Raw genomic sequence first — 21,471 nt, forward strand, 5'->3', positions numbered from 1 at the left:
TGAAAAGCCTCGACATGACGTCGAGGCTTTTCTGCTATTAATCAGGCCTATATTAGGCAGACTAAAGGGTTTTTAAACGACTGCATTTCACAATTCGTTTTCAGTTTAATTAGAATATTAATCCAATCATTTATCCGTAAAAACTTCTTGAGGGTGTTTATTTGTACTTAAAACCTCTCTCAGTTCATTTTCTGAATATTTAGCCACTCTATTATTATACAACCACATTTTAAATTTAGTTATTAAAAAGAACAGTATAGGAACCACTATTAATGTTAGGAACGTTGCCACAAATAACCCATAAATAACGGTCCAGGCAAGAGGCCCCCAAAAAATAACATTATCACCTCCCATATATATGTGAGGATTGAACTCACTAAATAAAGTAAAAAAGTTGATGTTAAATCCGGTTGCTAAAGGGATCAACCCTAAAATAGTGGTGATCGCCGTTAGTAATACCGGGCGTAAACGTGCTTTTCCTCCTCTTATAATAGCTTCTAATAAATCTGGAGTTTCAAGATATTGATCATCCTCCAAATCGTGCTCTACTTTCTTTCTGTCTATTAAAAGCTGCGTATAATCCAAGAGTACCACACCATTATTTACAACAATACCTGCCAATGAAATAATTCCCATCATGGTCATCATAATTACGAATGCACTACCGGTAGCAACAATACCACCAAACACGCCTATTAAACTCAAGAAAATGGCAATCATAATGATGCCCGGTTTAGAAACAGAGTTAAATTGGAAAATTAGAATAAAGAAAATCAAGCCTAAACCTGTAAAGAAAGCACCCATTAAGAATGCCATTTGCTTATTTTGCTCCTCTATTTGTCCTGTATAATCCACTTTAACCGATGCAGGTTGTTCTGTAAAACCCTGCATTTCATTTTGAATTTTTGAAACAATGGCCCCGGCATCGGTAAAACCAGGTGCTAAAGCAGAATATAACGTTACCACACGCCTAACATCTCTATGTTTTATGGCACTAAAACCAGACGTGTTATTTTGTTTAGCAACAGTAGAAACGGGAACTTCTTTTATTTGTCCGTTAGCAGGATCCCTAAAAGTGATTTTCTGGTTGAAAATAGCACTCGTATTATACCTGTTTTCTTCATTAAAACGCACATAGATATCATAATCTTCACCATCTTCTTTATAAACGCCTGCTTTGGCTCCAAAAATAGCGTTACGTAATTGTTGCCCTACTTGTCCAGAAGTGACACCTAGTTCTCCAGCTTTTTTTCTGTCAACCTGAACCAGCATGGAAGGTTTAGATTTGTTTACATCAATTTTTAATTCGTCAATACCTTGAATATTTTTCGAATTGATAAAATCACGCATTTTCTCAGCAGTGGCTATAAGTTCAGAATAATCGTTTCCTTCTAATTCAAGATTTATAGGATAACCTGCAGGTGGCCCCACAGCATCTTTTTCGACCGAAATAGCAACACCAGGATACACATCCTTTAAATCTTCCTGTACTTTTTTAAGAAGCTCTTGACTATCTGCTCCTTCTCTAAATTTATATTCACGCATGGTCGCTGTTATTTTACCACGATGCGGCATTTCTGCTTGCGAACCACCATCTGTTTGCGGATTTCCTGCACCTTCACCAACTTGAGATACAGCACTTTCAGTTAAGAAATTAAAATCACCATGCATATAAGCTTCCTCGTTTATAATTTTATAAACTCGTGCTTCGATATCTTTTGTAATAGCATTGGTTTTTTTAATATCCGTTCCTTCTGGATATTCTATATATACTATAATTTGATTGGGTGTATTATCTGGGAAAAACTCCACTTTTGTACGCTGGCTTCCAACAGAGGCCCCAAAGCCCATAAAGGCTACAATGAGTAAAACAAATGTCCCAATAGCAATAATAACCGGTTTTCTTCCGCTTAATGCAGTACGAAGTGTTTTTTCGTAAAAACGTTCCCATTTAGGTAATATCTTATTTTGAAATCCGTTGGCCCAACTTCTTAGGAATAAACGATAAATCCAAAGTAAAATAACAGTTACTATCATTAAAGTTCCTAAACCTCTATAGCTTCCTCCAACAAGCATAATAAGCAAACCAATACCTCCAACTATTACAGAAATTTTGATAATATTTTTTAAAGGCATGTCTTTATCCTCAGTAGTCATAAACTGAGATACCATAACGGAGTTAAAAAAGATCGCTACAAACAACGAGGAGCCTAATACAACCGACAAGGTAATTGGGAAATAGATCATAAATTGTCCCATAACGCCAGGCCATAAACCTAAAGGTATAAAGGCTGCTACAGTTGTTGCTGTAGAAATAATGATAGGGAAAGCGATTTCTCCAATACCTTTTTTGGCTGCCTCTATACGACTCATGCCTTCTTCGCTCATTAAACGATATACATTTTCAACAACTACAATACCATTATCAACCAACATTCCAAGTCCCATAATAAGTCCGAAAAGAATCATGGTATTCATGGTATACCCCAACATATTTAAAACCATGAGAGACATAAACATAGACATAGGGATTGCAAAACCTACAAATAAGGCATTTTTAAAACCTAAGAAGAACATTAAAACGGTTACCACGAGAATGATACCAAATATGATGTTGTTTACTAAGTCATCAACTTGTCCTATCGTTTTTGAAGATTGATCGTTTGCTACTGTGATTATTAAATCAGGAGGAAATACATTGTCAACAGCATCTTTAATAATAACGTCAATTTGCTCTGCCGCAGCCACCATGTTTTTTCCAGCACGTTTTTTAACGTCTAGCATCACAACAGGGGCGCCAAATTCTCTGGCATAAGTTGTTTTGTCTTCATCCTTAAAAGTAACCTGAGCAATATCTTTTAGATAAATAGGGTTTTCTTTTTCAGATTTTACTACAAAGTTTTCGAGGGCATCAGGCGTGTCAATTTCACCAATAATTCTAATAGTACGCCGCTGTCCGCTAGTAATTAAATTACCCGCAGACATCGTCATGTTTTCTTTGCTAATGGTATTAATGATATCATCAAAACTTACCTGAGCAGCCATCATTTTATATATGTCTACAGCAACTTCTACTTCTTTCTCCTGTGCTCCACGAATATCAACCTGCTTAATTTCCTGCAAGCTTTCAATTTCATCTTCCAGATATTCTCCAAATTCCTTTAATTTATCAACTGGGTAATCACCTGAAATATTAATATTGAGGATTGGAACTTCCTCAGACATACTTAGATCGAAAATATTAGGTTCTACTTTAGCCCCATTAAATGTTGGCCAATCTTCACCCGAAGTTTCTGTATCTACTTCGTCTTTTACTTTTTGTTTAGCAGCATCAACAGAAATATTCTCATCGAATTCTACAATAATAATAGAATAATCTTCTTGAGACGTTGATGTGATTTCTACAACGTTACTAACTGTTTTAAGCTTGTCCTCAATAGGGTCTGTTATCAGTTTTTCAATATCCTCGGCAGTATTTCCAGGATATACAGAACTAATATAGATTTTGGTTTCTTTAATTTCTGGGAAACTCTCTCTAGCCATACTAAAGTAAGCGCCAGAACCAAGAAAAAGGATTAAAGCAATTAAAACATACATGGTTGTTTTATTGTTAATGGCCCATGATGATAAACCAAACTCCTTATCTACTTTTTTTTGTTTTAAATTTTTACTCATTGGTCTTCAAAATTAGTTTGATTATTCTACAACAAGTATTTTTACTTCTTGTCCATCTTTAACACTTCTGGCACCTTCATCGATAATCTCATTACCATGTTCTAAACCAGAAAGAACTTCAATGTTATCGCCTTGTGTTTTACCAGTTTCGATAATAACACGTTTAGCCTTTGCTTTATTTTCAGTTTTATCGGTTATAGTGTATACATATTGTTGACCTTCAGCATTTTCAGAAATAATACTTTGAGGTATTAATATGGCTTTTTCGCTTCTGTAATCGTTAATTTTAAGTTTAGCCGTTAAATTGGGCTTTATAGATTTATCTTTATTTGAAACAGCCACTTCAATTTTAAATGTTCGGTTTGCTGGATTTATAAAATTTCCTGCTTGACGAATTTTTGCATCCATCTTTTTTCCAAGTATGGGAAATTCTACTAGCACATCTTTCCCTGTTGTTATATTAGAAATATAGCGTTCTGGAACATCTGTTTCTATGTACATGTCTTGAAGGTTTACAATTCTAAAAAGCTGGGATTGTCCAGGAGCAACAACACTTCCTTGTTCTGTAATAACATCGTCAATGGTACCAGAAAATGGGGCGCGAACTGCTGTTTTTTCAACTTGTTGTTGTAATTGATTCACGGCTCTTTGCTGTGCCTCGTAATTAGATTTAGCTTGTAAATACTGAATTTCACTTCCTATTTTTTGATTCCATAAACGTTCTTGACGTTCAAAAGTTGTTTTGGCTAAATCTGCTTGAATTTGAAGTTGCGCTACTTGCTGACTTAATCCACCATCATCAATTTTTGCCAGTATTTGTCCTTTAGCTACTTTTTGGCCCTCTTTCACATAAACCCTTGTTAAAGTTCCTGAGTATTCTGGATATATTACAAGGTTTTGTTTTGTACTTACACTTCCTTGCAATTCCACAAAGTGATTAAACACAGCTTCCTTTGTTTTAAAAGTAGTGATTAAAGGAATCCTTTCCTGTGGATCGAGCTTTTTGATTTCTGATTCTAATTGCCTTAATTGTGAAGAAATTTCCTGAGCAGAAACATCTAATTCTGCTTTCTTTTTTCTTATGTGTTCTAAATTTCCAGAGGCTATAATATCTTCAACAGACATTTTTTTATCAGCTCCACAAGATGTTAAAACAAGTGTTACGAATGATAGGATTAATATATTTTTCATTGTTTATGATTGATTAATTGTTAATAGTGTTTAAAACAGTTTCTAATTCAGCTTTTTTATTTATGACATCGAGCATGGCTTGCAAAAACTCTTGTTGAGAACTGTATAATTGTGTTTGGGCTTGTCTTAAGTCGAAACTTGAAGCAATTCCTTCGAAAAACTTCGTTTGATTTTTTTGTTCAATACGTTCTGCCAGGTTCAGGTTTTGTTTTTTGTTATCGTAATCTTCAATGGCAAATTGATAATCACTTTTTGCCGAGGCTATTTGTAGTTTTAATTTTTGTTGAGTTTCTGTTAAATCCTCTTTTGCTTTTTCAAGGTTTATTCTTGCACGTTGTGTTGATGCGCCTCTACCACCAGAACTAAAAATAGGGATATTCATATTAACACCAAATAGCGACGAACCAAACCACTTTTGATCACTATTTGTAAAAACAAAATCATTACTAAAAGTAGAATAGCCAGCATTAACAAAAGCATTTAAGGTTGGTAAAGCTTTACTCTTTTCTAATTTTAAAAGTAATTCTTTTGAAACTTTATTATTTTCTGCAATTTTAAAATCAATATTATTTTCTATGTTATCTTCTGTATCAATTAAATCTAGAACAATATTTTTAGCAGTTAAGCTTTCTAAATTATCTGTTAATATGGTTTTAGAGTTGATCTCGGTTCCCAGGGTCATATTAAGCATTTGATATGCTAAATTTTTTAAACGAGATGTATTATTTAAGTTACTTTCAATACCAGATAATGTAATTTGCAGCTGCTCTACACTTTCTTCTTCTCCCAGGCCATTTTCATATATCTTGGTCGTTTCGTTGAGGTTTTTCTTTAAAACAGCTATGTTACGTTCTAAAATTTTTACGCTCTCTTCGGCCAATAAAACATTTCCATAGGCATTAATAACTGCTTTTCTAACTTCAAGATCGGTTTTTTCTTTAGCATTTTTAGAGATTTCCAAAAATACTTTAGCTGATTGCAAACCAACTAAATAAGAACCATCAAAAATTTTCTGATCTAGTTTAGCAAACGCATTGACACTTTGTTTTGTGCCAAAGACCACTTCTGCGAACTCTCCTGGATTACCACCAAAAAATTCGGCAGGGATAACAGAAACCTGTTGTTTTAAATAGTTTTGATAATCGATACTGGCACTTATTTGGGGAAGCCCCGTTGCAATGGTTTCCCATTTTTGTTTTTCTGCTGCTTTAATATCATGTGCAGCGTTTTTTGCAGTTCGGTTATTTTCTAATGCATAATCTATGGCCTCTTGTAAAGAGAAACTTTGAGTGTTTTCTTGAGAAAACATAACAATAGAGCATAATAAACTAAATATTAAAATTAGTTTGTTCTTCATTTTATGATTGATTTGATGTTATAAATTTGTTTAATATATTAAGCCCTTTTTGGGTAACGATGGCTCTTAAGTGATATTCTAAATAACTTTCCATTAAGTAATTCAAAGTATATATCTCTGACGGAAAAATGGAGGCATCTTTTATACCGGTCATACCATTAAAATACATTCTGGATATAAAATCTACATTAATGTTTGATCTAAATAATTCGGTATCAACACCTTTTTGAAGACTTTCCTTAACCGAATCGTGCATCTTTTCAAATCGTCTAAGTTTTAGCACATCATATATTTGTGGGTAGTATTTTTTCAACTGAAATTGAGGGGACGATTTTTGGCTTTTTAAGTGATGCATCACAAACATTTTAATATCATATAATTCTTCAATAGGATTTTTTGAAGCTTCACAAATCGTATCGATACCGTCACAAATATTTTCAAATAGTTCAAATGTTACCGCTTCAACCAATTTAGTTTTGTTGGCAAAATGGACATAAATGGTTTTTTTAGATATGCCTATTTCCTGAGCAATATCGTCCATGGTCACACTTTTAAAGCCTAGTGTAAGAAATAATTCGGCTGCTTTATGTATAATCTTTTCTCTCATAATCGGCTGCAAATATATACAGGAAACTTTAAAAACAAAAAAAGTTTCCTAGGTTTTATGATTTTTTAACATATAATTTGCACCTAAACTTTTTAGTAATACTATTTACTTTATTTTTGTTTTATGCTTTCAATAGAAAAATATCAAGAAGAATTTGTTGCTTATTTAAAAAAATATTCAACACTAAAAGAGCCCAAAAATCTTTATGAGCCCATTCAATATATTTTGAGTTTAGGAGGCAAACGGCTACGGCCAGTTTTGACTTTAATGACTGCTGAGATTTTTAACAGTGACTATAAGAAGGCTTTAGATGCAGCATTAAGCATTGAGGTTTTTCATAATTTTTCGTTGGTTCATGATGATATTATGGATGATGCGCCTTTGCGTCGCGGAGCAGAAACCGTACATGAAAAATGGGACATTAATACAGGGATTCTTTCTGGTGATGCCATGTTGATTATGGCCTACCAATTGTTCGAAAATTATGAGGCCGGAACCTTTCAATCTTTAGCAAAACTGTTTAGCAAAACAGCTATAGAGGTTTGTGAGGGACAGCAATATGATGTTGATTTTGAAACTAGAAACGACGTTACCGTTCCAGAATATTTAAAAATGATTGAATACAAAACGGCTGTTTTGGTGGGAGCTGCCATGATGATGGGAGCTATTGTTGCCAATGCATCTAACGATGACCGAAATAATATTTATGAATTTGGACGGAATTTGGGCATTGCCTTTCAATTACAGGATGATTATCTGGATGCTTTTGGAGACCCAAAAACATTTGGAAAGCAGGTTGGGGGCGATATTATCGAAAACAAAAAAACCTATCTGTATTTAAAGGCCTTAGAGTTTTCTAATAAGGAGGATCAGGCTAAGTTAAGAGGTTTATTTAATACGACCTCTGAAGATAATGATGCGAAGATTAATATAGTAAAACAAATTTTTAATGCCTCGGGCGCATCTCATGCTACTCAGGAAGCAATTAAAAATTATACGAACAAAGCCTTTTTGGTTTTAGAATCTTTAGATATATCTGAGGAGAAAAAAGTACTTTTACGTGATTTTGGTAATGGTTTAATGAATAGAAGCGTATAAAAAATTAATTTTTCCATTTCCACGGAGGTGGGAATCTTTGAATATGAAGTTACCTGTTACTTTTGAAGCTCTCATTGAAGAAGCCGATCGTTTAGATCTGTATAAAAAATTAATCCTTCAGCTTAATAAGGATTTTCTTTTGGCCAATATCGATTTAGATTTTCATGAAGAAATACTCCCTTCAAGTTTAAAGCTTTTGCTTCACGAAACGGTTTACAATTTAATTCAGGAAAAATTTACCGAATATTTAAATTTGCTTTATATCATTGATGTTTCAGAAAAACAGGTTAAAGCATTAGAAGGGAACGATATTTTAAAACTATCTCAAGATGTTTCTTTTTTAATCCTTAAGCGCGAATGGCAAAAGGTGTGGTTTAGAAATAACTATTAATCGAAAATTTTTGTTGAAAGGCTGGTCCCTGCTTCTAAATCATATAGTGTTTTCTTTTTATGTTTAAAGGTTTTTGTTCATTTAGGGCAAGAATCTATCTAACACGGACGGGTAACCTTATAGCTTTATATTTTTTAATTAGGATAAGATTGTCCTAATTAAAAAAATAACTTATATTTGTAATTGAAAAAGAATTGATTTCTTCAATAAAATTAGCGGGCAGAGTGAATGCTATTGATGGAGATGCTATTTATAGTGGTCGTGGTTTAGGACTCGATACTTGTGATGAAAATCATCCGTGCCCTGTTCACCATAAGCTTAAATCTGTGAGGTAAGAATTAAAATATATGTTACAAAACACAAACCTTAAAGGATTAATGCTCAATATTAAGTTGGCAGTATCTTTTTTGAAAGTGTAAAAAAAATTAAATTAAAATAATTATTTATGGAAGCAATAGTGAAAGGCTCACAAAAACAAATCGGACAATTTGTTGCCGAAGATTTTAGAACTGCTGCAGTTTTTAGTGACTATGGTATAGACTTTTGTTGTCGTGGACATAGAACGTTAGAAGATGTGTGTAATAAAAATGGTATAGATCCATCCGAACTATTAGATAAGCTTCAGAACGTTTTAAGTACTCCCACTCATCAGAATATAGATTATAAATCGTGGCCATTGGATTTGTTGATCGATTATATTGAAAAAAAACATCATCGTTATGTAGAAGAGAAGACACCTGTATTACTTCAGTTTTTAGATAAGCTTTGTAAAGTTCATGGTGAGAAACATCCTGAATTATTAAAAATTGATGCGCATTTTAAAGCGTCAGCTGGAGAGTTGGCTGCACATATGAAAAAGGAAGAATTAATTTTGTTTCCATTTATTAAAAAAATGATTCATGCTACTATTTCCCAATCGGCTATAGAAGCACCTCATTTTGGAACCGTTGAAAATCCCATAGCGATGATGAAGGGTGAGCACGATAATGAAGGGGTACGCTTTAGAGAGATTGCAAAATTAACAAATGACTATACCCCTCCTGCCGATGCTTGCAATACCTTTAGAGTGACTTATGCCATGCTAGAGGCATTTGAAAAGGATTTGCATTTGCATATTCATTTAGAAAATAATGTTTTATTTCCTGAGGCTATTAAATTAGAACAGCAATTTGGTTAAACCCGAAAAATCCCAGAAAGGTATTCTTGTTGCTTTCTGGGGTTTTAAATTTAAGAGACATTGTAAATTAGTTATATATAGCTAAATGAATATAAAATACCTTGACCTTTAGAGTAAAAAACCGAATTTCTTCGTTAAAAATACACGCCGTAACTAGGCTCAATGTCATTAAGTTAAGGCCGTAATGTCAGTCTGAGCGCAGTCGAAGACCAATTGGAGTTCTAGTTTTTATTAGCATTTCGACTGCGCTCAATGTGACAAATAAAGAACAAATTTCCTTAACTTAATGACATTGAACTAGGCTATGCCTGTGTTTTTTGCCTTGAGCTTCAATTTTTTATTTCTAAATATTCTATGCCATTTTATATCGACTTAACTATACTGTTACATTTTGTGTTTTAGAATGGGTATCATTTTATGGCAAATCATAAAAAGTCAAGATAATTTTATTGATTGTCCGTAATTTATCATACACCTAAAAATATATTGAATTTGTCATCCCGAGGCAACGAGGGATCCCATTGATTATCAACAGATTCTTCACTTCGTTCAGAATGACAAAAATATCATTATGTATGATTACGGACATTCAGTTAATTTTATATTTAAAATAGGATATAAGAAGCGTTTAGATAAAAATTCCTTCCTTGCCTGGGAATGTTATTCCAATCTGCATAAGTTGAATAATTAGCATCTAAAATATTTTCAACTCCATATTTAAAAACTAATTTGTTGTTTTTTAGATAAAGTATGTTCCCCAGATTAAGGTTTAAAACGATATAAGCAGGTGTTTCGTCCTCACCATAAAAACTGCTGTATTTACTTTGGTTACCGTTGCCTTCTAGTTGCAATGCGGCGTTAAATTTTTGAGTGTTATAATTTATTTCGGCCAGATATGAAAGGGGGCGGATTAAAGGTAGGTTTTGCTTATTGCTTTCTACGCCATAATTGTACCCGATGGAACTATTAAATGAGATTTGCTTTGAGAAATTATAAGTTGTATTAAGGTAAACATCAAAAATGGAGGCATGGTTTAAGGCATTATATAATCTTACGCCATTGGCTCCAATAGTCATGGGTTTTGCTGTATTGTCGGTTTCTCCAATAATATAATTTGAGATATGAAAGAAAGATGATGTGATCCCAAGTTTTAACGCATCGAATTTAAAATTAACTTTCGTATTTAACTCTAAGGCTTTTTCATTTTTTAAATTAGGGTTTCCTATATAATCATAATTATCGAAACTGTTGAACAAGAAAAAACCATAGCCTTCACTTACAGAAGGGGCTCTTTCCCCATAACCAAGACCAAGTGTTGCATCAAATGTATTTTTTTTAATGGTATATGCTCCGGAAAGGCTTAAAATAAAGCAGCTTTTTGACTCCTTTACATTTGGATGAAAAATTTGTAAACTTTCTACGCCTGCTCTTTTTGCAATTTTATTGCGATGGATACCAAGTCTTAATGCTGTAGAAACGGATTCACTGGGGTTTAAAGCGATATGATCATTTATATATAAGCCTGTGTAAAGGGTTCTTATATCTGGCCATGTATACATAAACATATCTGGCTGGTTTGGATCATTAGGATACATGGTCATTTCTGCTAACGACTTATTGTAAAATCCGTTGAGGTTGATAAGTAAACTATGTTTTTTTTCTTTTAAGGTCGCTTTACTATAAAATCCATAGGTGTCACTCCATCCGGGCATATCCATTCTAATGGGTACGTCAGGACGGTTGCTATCGTCCATAATATGGGTTATGGTATTAAAGTATAGTCTAGATTCCAATGATTTTATTCGAGCAGAACCATTTTTATACCTGTGAGTTACAGATATAATTAAAGCTTCGGCCAATGAAACATCCATTGGTAGTGCAGGATAGCCAATATCTGTAGCTTTATCGTATATAATATTGGCTTCTAACACATTGTTGTCGGACAGGCTATAACCACTTTGAAGTGAAAAATTATATTTCTGAAATTGAGAATACATAACTTCTTTTTCATTACCAGCATCATAATTATCCGATTTACGAAATATGCCATCTGTATTTAAGTAAAATTTATTTCCAGAATATTCCACGTCTAAACCAGTCGTTTTATAATTACCATTGGTTTCGTAGCCTAAATCGATACTGGTTTTTAGTCCAGAATTATGAAATTTTGATGGTGCCATTTGTAAATCAATACCACCTCCAATACAATGTCCATTTTCAGCACCTTCTTGTCCAGAATTGATACTTACCTGTTCCAAATTAGATACATCTACATACGATGTAATAGGATCCATTTTATCGGTACACGCTCCAAAAATTTGCATCCCATCTATGGTAACGTTTAACCGGTCGCTTACCATATTATTTAAAGAGGGTTCCCAAGCATAGTTGCCTCGTTTTATCATGGTAACTTGGTTGGCTTTTTCTAAATAAGCATCGATACTCGATAAGGTTTTTTCTTGACGGTAATTACTTAATTTGCGCTGAGCAATAACAATGGTTTCTTGTAGTATTGTTGTGTCTTTTTTTGTTTCTAAACGATTTTCTTGAGAAAAAAGGATATGGCTACAAAAGAAACAAATACCTATTATAAAGCATTTTTTCATGATAGATGTGTTATCAAGTTGAAGGTGTTTTAATGAAAAAGGGGTGAGTGTCATTCAGAGGGAGGAACGACTGAAGCATCTAAAAGTAAACTTTTTGTTTTTCGTTTAACTTAGAGATAGCGAGATTCTTCGACTCCGACAGCTGTCGGAATGCTCTGAATGACACTTTTGAACCCTTATACTAAATCATCTATTTAATAATTAAAACTCTAATTCTAAGTATAGAGAACTTTGTGTATTTTGATCCGTGACATCTTCGCCTTTTAGAACAGTATTTTCACTATTCTTTAATTTTAAATTAAGCACCCAATAACCGGTCATTGTTAAAGATAAATCACCATGATACATACTATCTGCTGTGTTGTAGCTTAAATCTGTATTGTTGGGAGAACTGTGATTTCCCATGCCTGGCATTCTTGGGTCTAATAGTATTTTGTAGTCTTGTACTACTGGAAAAGACATCATGTTTTCCATTTTATATAGCCCAACCATAAGATTATTAATACCAATTATAGGGTCTTTTGGTTCAATAAGCGCTGCGATGTATTTTGTATCATCACTCCCCATAAAGCTTGTTACATTTTGCTTTTCGGATTGTATTACAGAAATGGTATCTGTAGCAGTGTAATCTTCATTATTTATTGTGTAATTAAATGTTAATGACCAACCTGAACCATCGGTATTAGTCATTTGATATATTATAAAGCCCTCGTAGAGTGTGTTTTTATCTGTAACTTTTACAATTGCAGATTTTGGACAAGTGTGTTGCATGGTTGGCATTTGCATCATTGGCATCCAAGATATGTTTGCGTTTTCAAAATAAGAATTGTTAGCATTGTCTTTAATTCTTATCGTTACGCTATTGTAGCCTGTATTAAATTTTCCTGTTTTGTTATATAATTCAATAGTATGATCGTTGTTTGTAATCTCTTGAATTTTAACAAGATTTTCAATACCATTTATTATTGGAGTATCATTCTCATCAGTAGAACAAGCGACTGTAAATAAGGAGATGAATAAGATTGGTACTATATACTTTAGTCTCATTTTTAATGTTTTAGTTTTTTTGAAAAATATGTAGAGGTTCTGCCTCGCTCATTTATATGAGCCAGAAGAAGCGATAAAACCATAAGGTTCTTTAACAATAAAAATTAACTAAATAATGGAGGAGGCGTTTCTACCTCTATAAATGTTTTTACGATTTTTGATGCGTTATGAAATAACTTAACTTGGGGTAATATAAATTCGTTTAAGTGAATATATAATATATGCGAAGTAAAAAGACAATAAGAGTCTAGTGCTATCCTTTTGCTTTCTTGAAAAGGAAGTTTGTTATTAGAATCGGGGTTGTTTTCTGCGAGTTGTTTTTTTAAGTGACATTTACCGTTACAACCTTGTTGGTCTTCTTTTTGAACACATAATGTTTTAGCAATAAGGTCTTGATTAATAATAAAATCACCAATAATCGTCAAAGTATTAATGTTATGCGCAAATAACATGATTACCAAAAACGATGCTGTGATTTTATGTGCTAAAGCCTTGATCATAGCTCAAATTTAGAATATTTTTAGGTGTAAAAATATGATACATATCATTCAATTGTAAAGTGCTCAAAATATTCGTTTATATAAATTTGCAAGTTTAATAGCGTTGCTTTTTTTATTGTAAAATATTGGTTTTCATTTATTTAATGTTAATTCTTTAAGAATGGAATCTGTTTCAATTTCAATCTTGTTGTTTTTACAACTATAGGCTGCAACAATTAGAAATATAGATACTAAGTGCTTTATAATTAAAAGTCTTTCTTTTTAGATTTGAATACAATTCGTAATACAGGTAAAACAACCCAAACAGCTAGCATTATAAAAGATACAATGAGCCCAAAATTAGTTCCAAAGAATTTTTTAAATATGGCGCCTGTGTATCCTAACAATGCCGAAATATCCAGTTTCAACAAAATGAGTGTTCGTGATAAATCTATAGGGTTTAGCATGGTACCTACTAACGATAGCTTGTCTAATGGATAATCTTCAAAAAGCACTAAAGACATTAAAAACAAACCATCATAAATAATAGCTAGAAAGAGCCAAAGCAATATGGCATACCCAAAACCTTTAATCTTATTTTCATTGGTCAATGCGATATTAAAAGCTAATGCTGTAAAAATCAGGGTTAGAAATGTTCCAGTAATAAGCAGTAACGAGAAATCCCAAATAGTGTTTGATTTTAACAACCCATAAGCAATAAAAGGGATGCCCAAACCTAAAATTAAACTCATGGATAATGAGATGGCCACACCTAAATATTGCCCTAGGAATATGGATGGACGCTTTAACGGTTGGGCTAACAACAGTTCTGTAAACTCCTTGGAGCTATAATAATACATAACCCCAAAAATGGTTCCTATCAAAGGGACCAGTACGATAATAACGTTCATTAATGTAATGACGGCTTTTGATAAATCATTGTTAAGAAATAGTAAAACAATTCCCAGTAATAAATAAAAAGCGAAATAGACATAGCTCCAACGGCTGCGCATTAAATCGAAAAAACTGTATTTTAATATTTTAAGCATGATTCTGTTTCAATTTAAAAACCTCTTGACGGCACTCGAGGATACATTTTATATTTAGAATTGTTAGGTCGATCGCAGGACCTAATTAATTTAGGTTAAAATAGACGCAATGGCATGTTCGAAATCTGGCTGATTGGTTTTGTTTTTTAATTCTGAAATAGACCCTTTAAAGTAAATCTGCCCTTCTAAAAGAAATACAATTTCATCTGAAACTTCTTCAACAAAACTCATAATATGGGAGGTGATTAAAATGGTCTTTCCTTTAGCTTTTTCTGCTTGAATTAAGTGCTTTAACCGGATGAGCGAAATAGGATCTAAACCCGAGGTTGGCTCATCTAAAATAATTAAAGGGCTATCAAACATAAAGGTTAGAACAAGGTTTACTTTTTGTTTTGTCCCTCCAGAAAGATTTCCTAATTTTTTATTTAAAAAGGGTTGTAGCATAAAGAGTTCGATTAAACGTTGATCCTCTTTGGTGTTCTTACGTAAATCTTTAATCATTTTAATAAGTTCCCCAACCTTTAGGTTATTTGGAAAATTGGCAATCTGTGGTAAATAGTCAATTTTATGTCTGTAACTCGAACTGTTTTTAATATTTTTTCCAAGGACATTAATGGTTCCTTTATTAGGGATAACCATACCAAGAATAGATTTTATGAGCGTGGTCTTTCCTGACCCATTTGGTCCAAGAATAGCAAAAATACCACCTTTAGCAATATTTAAATCAACACCGTTTAACACCACATTTTTATTAAATCTTTTATGTAGGTTTTCAATGCTTACCATATTATTCTCTTTATTAAAGGATTGTTATCCAGTAAGTTATCGGGTGTAAAAACAGGCGAGACTTTTTCAGAAAAATCAATAATATCAATAAACAAACTACGTAATAGAATGATGGTTTCTGGTGTTCTGTTTACAATGTATGAAAATAATTTCACGGGTCTATATGGAACATCACCAATACCATCTTTGTCCAGATCGTAACCTGTGTAACTGGTCCAGTAATTTTTATCGAAGATATTATCATTCACCTTGCTGTTATATGAAATATCGAAAGCGTTGTATAGGAAATTATTTTCTATAAAATGATTGGTATAACAGGCACCACGAATTTTAATGGCCCATCCATTATTAATAAAGTTGTTGTTTTTATAAATAATACGGTTGGAGCCTTCAATGTTAATGCCAATGGTGTTTTCTTCAAAAGTATTTCCTGTAATTTCGGCATCATTTATTTCTTTTAAAAGCATACCGTAGGATGCTGTTCCCCAATTTTCTTTAAAAGTATTGTTTAACATCTTTATTTTTTTTGAAAACATAACCGCCACACCTGCACCGTTTTTTTCAAATGTATTATCTTGATATATATCGTTATTGGAAAACATAAAATGCAAACCGTAACGTAAGTTCTCTGCGCTAACATTATTTTTAATTAAACAAGCATCAGAGAATTCCAAATAAATACCATCGCGTACATGTTGTACAAAATTGTGTTCAATTTCAATATTTTTACTATACCATAATTGAATCCCATTTCCAGAATTATATTCTTGAATAGCGTCTCCAATAATCTTGTTATGAAATACTTTTCCGTCACGTGATTTTTCCAAATAAATACCAAAAAACAGCTTTTCTAAAACTAAATTTTGAATGACGAAGTTCTTGCTTTTTCTTACCCGAATAGCCGCATAATCTTCCGTGTAACTCGTACCAACATTTATAATAAATAAACCGTCGACAGTTACACTATCAGAAACAATAGTTATAATTTCTCCTTTTAGTTCTCCATCAATTACCGGGTAGTTTTTGCCAATAATTGTTAGGGGTTTGTCAATTAAAATATTATGCTCTTTATATGTGCCTTTTTTAACCAAGATGGTGTCAAAATCTTTTGCAGATGAAATGGCTTTTTTTAAAGTTGAGATAGGGCATGTGTTGCAGACTTCAATATTATGGGCGTATGTGGAGTAAGCTATTAAAATGACTGTAAAAAAAAGCAACAGGTTTTTCATCTGTTTAAATTTTATTGTTTTTTATCTGTTAGATGTCATTTGCCATTTAGTAGTATCAAGAATTGTTCTATGTCTCATTTCATAATATTTAGTCTTTTAAATGGGCTAACAGTTCTTCCCAATTATATAATGTGCCACCTTTTTTTTTCTGAGTTTTTTTAGCGTCGTCTTTAGATTTAAAAGCTGATAGGAATGCACCCATAGGACTCGGAATGTTTTTACTTATTAAGAATGTTGCTTGTGTGGCGTCTATTAAAACTTCTGGTTCTTTATAATTGTTTGATAAGTAGAGTTGAATTTCTGATGTGTTAAAATCTTTTATGAAATTAATCATACATTCTGTAGCATCAAATTTATAGGTCTTGCCTTTTTTTGTGACAATTTCGGCAGCATGAACTTTGTCTACAATAGTCATTTTACAAAAATGACAACCATCGTTCCCATAATCAATAGCTTGAGGTTTAACATTACAGCCATAGCATAATAGTAGCAATAACGTTATTATTAAATAGTATTTTAGTGTTTGCATGTTTTTAGTGTTTATATCCCATCCTAAGTCCTTCCCGAAGGGAAGGACTTGATTAAGACGCGCTTTTTTGTTTGTTTTTCTTTCCAATTAAATAGGCTATGAAGGAAGCTGCAATTCCAAGCCCTAAAAAAAAGGCTCCTAACCTTGGGTAAGAATGAGCTCTAAAATTTAAAATGTCCTTACTTCCAAACAAAGGCGGTTGAAAGCCCATAACACTTCCGTCCGGGTTTGTAAATTTCATAATGGCTTTAGGGTCTAAATTATGGCCATAGTCGTGTTCCCAAAGATAAAAATCGTAAAGGCCGGCACTACTTATAACAATCATTAAAATAAACCAAAATAAGAACCATTTGTAGGTCCCTTTAAAGGCAATAATTAAACCTATAACGGTTGTAATAATAATACCTATAGGAAAGATTTTAAATTCTGGAATGACCTCTGGGATGTATTTCATGCCCACATAATGATTCATTAAATTAATGTTTTTAATATCATGTGGATGCACATCGGAAAAATCATTAATATGAATATACATACCTAGTGGAATAGGGTATTGCGGAGCTTCCAGCGTTATTTTCCAAAGCGGGAATAAGAATACCCCCAATGGAAGCAGTGCTGCAATAAACATGATGATATTTGATCTTTTCATCTTCTTAGTTCCTGTGAAAACAGGAATCTCATTTTTTAGTTATACTATAGTGTTTATCTTATTCAAGAGCATTAAACATTCTGATACTAAATTAGCAGGATGTTTATGGGATTCCTGCCTTACCGAAACAAGTTCGACACAGGTCGCAGGAATTTAATGCTTTAAAAAGTAAGGCGAGAGCGAAACGTATAACCCTCGCCTTAATAGGGAAATAAACACTAAAACAAAATTTCCCTAACCTTATTTTCTATTATTCAATATCTTCACCAAGCGACCATTTTAGCGGTGTGTTGGAGTTTGCTGGGGATACGCGTACGTACCCTTGCATTTCCTGATGTAATGCCGAACAGAAATCTGTGCAATAGAAAGGCCATACTCCTACTTGTTCAGGTTCCCACTGGAAGGTCTCTGTTTGTCCTGGCATAATTAGTAATTCGGAGGTATTAGCTCCAATGATACTTACACCATGAGGCACATCGTAATCCTGCTCCAAATTTGTTACATGGAAATATACCTTATCGCCTACTTTGATACCTTCAATATTGTCCGGTGCAAAATGACTACGTATGGTAGTCATGTAAACATGAACCGTTTTACCATCTCTAACCACTTTTGCATCTGCTTCGCTTAAAGTCGCATATGGATGTTTGTTATCTTCTAATTTATAGAGTTTTTTAGAACGGGGTTTTATTAAATCTGCAGGACACCCAGCAGCATAGTGAGGCTCCCCAATTGTTGGGAAATCTAATAATAATTCCATTTTCTCTCCAGAAATATCATAAAGTTGCGCCGATTGTGTTACTTCGGGACCTGTTGGTAAATAACGATCTTTGGTAATTTTATTCATTGCTACTACATATTTTCCCCATGGCTTTTGTGAGTTTCCTCCAGGAATCATTAAGTGACCAACAGAATAGTAACAAGGTTGTCTGTCTACAACTTCCCAGGTTCCTAATTTCCATTTTACAACTTCAGAAGAAATAAAGAAAGTAGTATATGCATTTCCTCTACCATCAAATTCTGTATGTAAAGGGCCTAACCCTGGCTGTTCTACAACGCCTGCCAATACATCTTCGAAATTTAAGATGGGAATACCGTAAGCATCACCAGCTACTTTATTGTTTTCAATAGCATCTAACATTTTAGTGAAAGAATGTACGGTTAAGTTAGCCGATAGTTTTCCGTTACCAACTATGTATTCACCAGTTGGATCCACATCGCAACCATGTGGTGATTTAGGCGTTGGTAAGAAATAAACGGCACCTGGCACGTCTAGAGGATTTACAACACGTACTTCTTTTTTCATGGTCGAAGTCGCCGAATGTGTTGCTTCATCATACACGTTATGTGCATAGTTTGCCGGCATCATAGTACCACCACCATTGTTAACATAGTCTTCAATTTTTTTCCAGTTCACCGCGGCTATAAAATCTTTATCGTTTTGGGAGGCATTGACTTCCAGAAGGGTACTTGCTTCTTCGGTATTATAAGTAGTAAAGAAGAACCAACCGTGAGATTTTCCACGACCAGGATGCGATAAATCATAATCGAAACCAGGCATGATTAATTGGAATTTAATAGCCATATGACCATGTTCTGGGTCTATAGAAATAAAAGATAAAGCGCCTTTAAAGTTGCCTTTATAGTCTTTTATAGGCATGTCTTTTTGAGGAATTGGGATAGAAAAACGAGTTCCTGCAACAACATACTCCGAGTTTTCAGTTACAAAAGAAGAACTGTGGTTACCGGCACTGTTAGGAACTTCAATGATTTCTGTAGTTTCAAAAGTCGATAAATCTATTTTTGCAATACGTGGTGTGTTATTGCCATTAATAAATACCCAACGTCCATCTACGACCCCATTTGTTTGAGAAATGTCTGGGTGATGCGAATCATCCCAAGGCACAAAACCATGAGATGTGTTTAGCATCGGTTTTGTTTCTTCGTTATATCCATAAGCTTTTTCTGCATCTTGAGAAAACACAGGGATGACTTTAAATAAACGCCCAGATGGCAATCCGTAAACGGAAAGCTGTCCACTAAACCCACCGGATATAAAGGCGTAGAATTCGTCATGCTCTCCAGGAGCTACATAAACTTTTTCTGCCGCACTACTAGAAAGTGCCCCAGAATTAGATTTCGATGCAGTATCACAGCTTGTAAAAGCTACAAGAACACTTAATAATGCAACTGTTGATTTTAAAATATTTGTCATTATCTTCTAAATTTGGTTAATGTTTTTAATTATTCTGTAGGCAATAATACTTTATCAATTACATGTACAATACCATTGCCTGCGGGGATACTTGCAATGATTTTAGCACCACCAATTAGTGGTTCACCGTCTACAACTTCTACCTTAACATAGCCGTTGTTAGCTTGTCCTAATTTTTTAAATTTTTTAAGAAATTCCTTCGAATAGTTTCCAGGGGTTACGTGGTATTTTAAGATATTAGCTAAAGCTTCTTTGTTTTCTGGCTTCAATAAATTTTCTACAGTGCCTTCTGGTAAAGCGGCAAAAGCTTTGTTTGTTGGTGCAAATACCATTAAAGGCCCTGTGTTTACTAAGGCATTCTCTAACTCTGCTGCTTGAACTGCAGCCACTAAAGTGGTATGGTCTTTAGAGTCAATAGCGATATGCAAAACTGTTGGTTTCCCTTCGTCATCTTTAATAAAAGCTTGTCCGGTTTTTTCTGCAGGAGGTGTTACTTGTTCAGATAATGAACCTGTTGAGGTCACTTTGTTTTCATTTTTACAAGCTGTGAATGTTATAATACACAACAATGTAAGAACTGTTTGTTTTAATGTTTTCACCTGTGTTATATTTTTTAGTTAGTAATCAGATGTTATTCGTATAGTCACTATTTCGGTTTGTGTCAAAATTTTAGTTATGCTATATTTTATAGGAGCTATTTTAATGTTCTAAAATATTCTAGTACAGCTCTGGCATCTTCTTCAGACAAGTTTTGGTTCGCCATAGGGGATCCATTAAATTCAATAAGTAATGCTTTTGCTAAGGGATCTTTTTGCACCATTTCATTAGGATTCAATATCATGTTCATAATCCATTCTGGAGACCGTCTGCTCAAAATGTTTTTTGGAGCGGGTCCAATGAATTTTTTATCTGGCCTGTGGCAAGCAGTACACATTTTTTTAAATACATCTGCACCATGGGTTGCCATGGTTTGATCGATTTTAGGAGGCAAGTTAATAGAGGTGATTGGACCAATACCTTTGTTTGCTAGATCTATTTTTTTTGAAGCAGGAACAGACTCGACTTTTTCCAATTTTTGTTCTGTAGACGTCTTTTTTTCATAAGAAAAACCTGCTTTCTTTTTTTCTTCTTTACCGCCACAACTAATTAGAAGTGATACAAATAATACCATTGCAATGTTTAGTGTTTTTTTCATAATTAATGTCATTTTGTATACAAATTTAAAGCCATATAGCACAATAAAATATGATAAAAATCATATTAAGGACAAAAACATCTTTTTTATATTTGCTCTGGTTTTATTATATTAAAAAATGTTATCAAATTCATCAAAATACGCTATTAAGGCGGTGCTGTTTTTGGCCTTAAATGCCAACGAAAAAAATA

General features: G+C 33.5%; 19 protein-coding genes. 4 read left to right on the top strand and 15 right to left on the bottom strand.

All coding sequences use genetic code 11. The features are described 5' to 3' along the window. Positions 1–126 precede the first annotated feature (126 nt). From PQO00_RS18205 to PQO00_RS18220, 4 genes are read right to left on the bottom strand one after another with little or no spacing between them, the layout of a single operon-like run. On the bottom strand, positions 127–3,675 hold the full coding sequence (locus PQO00_RS18205) for an efflux RND transporter permease subunit (RefSeq protein WP_274186288.1): 3,549 nt from the start codon (positions 3,673–3,675) through the stop codon (positions 127–129). A 21-nt stretch (positions 3,676–3,696) separates the two neighbouring features. After that, positions 3,697–4,866 carry an efflux RND transporter periplasmic adaptor subunit gene (locus tag PQO00_RS18210; RefSeq protein ID WP_274186289.1) on the bottom strand — a complete coding sequence of 390 codons (1,170 nt, stop codon included), beginning with the start codon at positions 4,864–4,866 and terminating at the stop codon, positions 3,697–3,699. A 13-nt stretch (positions 4,867–4,879) separates the two neighbouring features. Beyond that, positions 4,880–6,223, bottom strand: coding sequence for a TolC family protein (locus tag PQO00_RS18215; RefSeq protein ID WP_274186290.1), 1,344 nt, complete (start codon positions 6,221–6,223; stop codon positions 4,880–4,882). Position 6,224: 1 nt separating this feature from the next. After that, a complete protein-coding gene (locus PQO00_RS18220; RefSeq protein WP_274186291.1) occupies positions 6,225–6,830 on the bottom strand; it encodes a TetR/AcrR family transcriptional regulator in 606 nt (201 codons plus the stop codon). Between the two features lie 123 nt (positions 6,831–6,953). Between PQO00_RS18220 and PQO00_RS18225 the strand changes: the two genes are divergently transcribed. The 4 genes from PQO00_RS18225 (at position 6,954) to ric (ending at position 9,496) form a co-directional block, all read left to right on the top strand. Further along, positions 6,954–7,928: a polyprenyl synthetase family protein gene (locus PQO00_RS18225; protein WP_274186292.1), complete on the top strand. Its 975-nt coding sequence runs from the start codon at positions 6,954–6,956 to the stop codon at positions 7,926–7,928. 43 nt (positions 7,929–7,971) lie between these two features. After that, entirely contained in the window at positions 7,972–8,319 is a 348-nt protein-coding gene (locus tag PQO00_RS18230; RefSeq protein WP_274186293.1) for a hypothetical protein, read from the top strand. A gap of 194 nt (positions 8,320–8,513) precedes the next feature. Further along, positions 8,514–8,654, top strand: coding sequence for a hypothetical protein (locus PQO00_RS18235; RefSeq protein ID WP_274186294.1), 141 nt, complete (start codon positions 8,514–8,516; stop codon positions 8,652–8,654). A gap of 110 nt (positions 8,655–8,764) precedes the next feature. Then, a complete protein-coding gene (ric, locus tag PQO00_RS18240) occupies positions 8,765–9,496 on the top strand; it encodes an iron-sulfur cluster repair di-iron protein (protein ID WP_274186295.1) in 732 nt (243 codons plus the stop codon). 605 nt (positions 9,497–10,101) lie between these two features. On the opposite strand, the gene PQO00_RS18245 is transcribed toward ric, so the two are convergent. The 11 genes from PQO00_RS18245 to PQO00_RS18295 form a co-directional block, all read right to left on the bottom strand. Continuing rightward, a complete protein-coding gene (locus PQO00_RS18245) occupies positions 10,102–12,102 on the bottom strand; it encodes a TonB-dependent receptor (protein WP_274186296.1) in 2,001 nt (666 codons plus the stop codon). Between the two features lie 201 nt (positions 12,103–12,303). After that, positions 12,304–13,149 carry a hypothetical protein gene (locus PQO00_RS18250; RefSeq protein ID WP_274186297.1) on the bottom strand — a complete coding sequence of 282 codons (846 nt, stop codon included), beginning with the start codon at positions 13,147–13,149 and terminating at the stop codon, positions 12,304–12,306. 104 nt (positions 13,150–13,253) lie between these two features. Then, positions 13,254–13,649: a hypothetical protein gene (locus PQO00_RS18255; RefSeq protein ID WP_274186298.1), complete on the bottom strand. Its 396-nt coding sequence runs from the start codon at positions 13,647–13,649 to the stop codon at positions 13,254–13,256. A gap of 245 nt (positions 13,650–13,894) precedes the next feature. Then, positions 13,895–14,677 carry an ABC transporter permease gene (locus tag PQO00_RS18260; protein WP_274186299.1) on the bottom strand — a complete coding sequence of 261 codons (783 nt, stop codon included), beginning with the start codon at positions 14,675–14,677 and terminating at the stop codon, positions 13,895–13,897. A 90-nt stretch (positions 14,678–14,767) separates the two neighbouring features. After that, positions 14,768–15,463: an ABC transporter ATP-binding protein gene (locus tag PQO00_RS18265; RefSeq protein ID WP_274186300.1), complete on the bottom strand. Its 696-nt coding sequence runs from the start codon at positions 15,461–15,463 to the stop codon at positions 14,768–14,770. Continuing rightward, on the bottom strand, positions 15,457–16,692 hold the full coding sequence (locus PQO00_RS18270) for a nitrous oxide reductase family maturation protein NosD (protein WP_274186301.1): 1,236 nt from the start codon (positions 16,690–16,692) through the stop codon (positions 15,457–15,459). The genes PQO00_RS18265 and PQO00_RS18270 overlap by 7 nt, the downstream gene beginning before the upstream one ends. Before the next feature lie 88 nt (positions 16,693–16,780). Beyond that, positions 16,781–17,221 (bottom strand): nitrous oxide reductase accessory protein NosL, encoded by a 441-nt coding sequence (locus tag PQO00_RS18275; protein WP_274186302.1) that lies wholly within the window; start codon positions 17,219–17,221, stop codon positions 16,781–16,783. A 52-nt stretch (positions 17,222–17,273) separates the two neighbouring features. Continuing rightward, positions 17,274–17,870: a hypothetical protein gene (locus PQO00_RS18280; RefSeq protein WP_274186303.1), complete on the bottom strand. Its 597-nt coding sequence runs from the start codon at positions 17,868–17,870 to the stop codon at positions 17,274–17,276. Positions 17,871–18,120: 250 nt separating this feature from the next. Beyond that, a complete protein-coding gene (nosZ, locus tag PQO00_RS18285) occupies positions 18,121–20,085 on the bottom strand; it encodes a Sec-dependent nitrous-oxide reductase (RefSeq protein WP_274186304.1) in 1,965 nt (654 codons plus the stop codon). Positions 20,086–20,114: 29 nt separating this feature from the next. Then, positions 20,115–20,684, bottom strand: a complete 570-nt coding sequence (locus PQO00_RS18290; RefSeq protein ID WP_274186305.1) for a fasciclin domain-containing protein — start codon at positions 20,682–20,684, stop codon at positions 20,115–20,117. Between the two features lie 95 nt (positions 20,685–20,779). Further along, the gene (locus tag PQO00_RS18295) at positions 20,780–21,280 is read right to left on the bottom strand and encodes a cytochrome c (RefSeq protein WP_274186306.1); all 501 of its coding nucleotides are present in this window, start codon (positions 21,278–21,280) and stop codon (positions 20,780–20,782) included. Positions 21,281–21,471 lie beyond the last annotated feature (191 nt).

This window comes from Flavivirga sp. 57AJ16, from assembly GCF_028736925.1.
GTDB lineage: Bacteria > Bacteroidota > Bacteroidia > Flavobacteriales > Flavobacteriaceae > Flavivirga.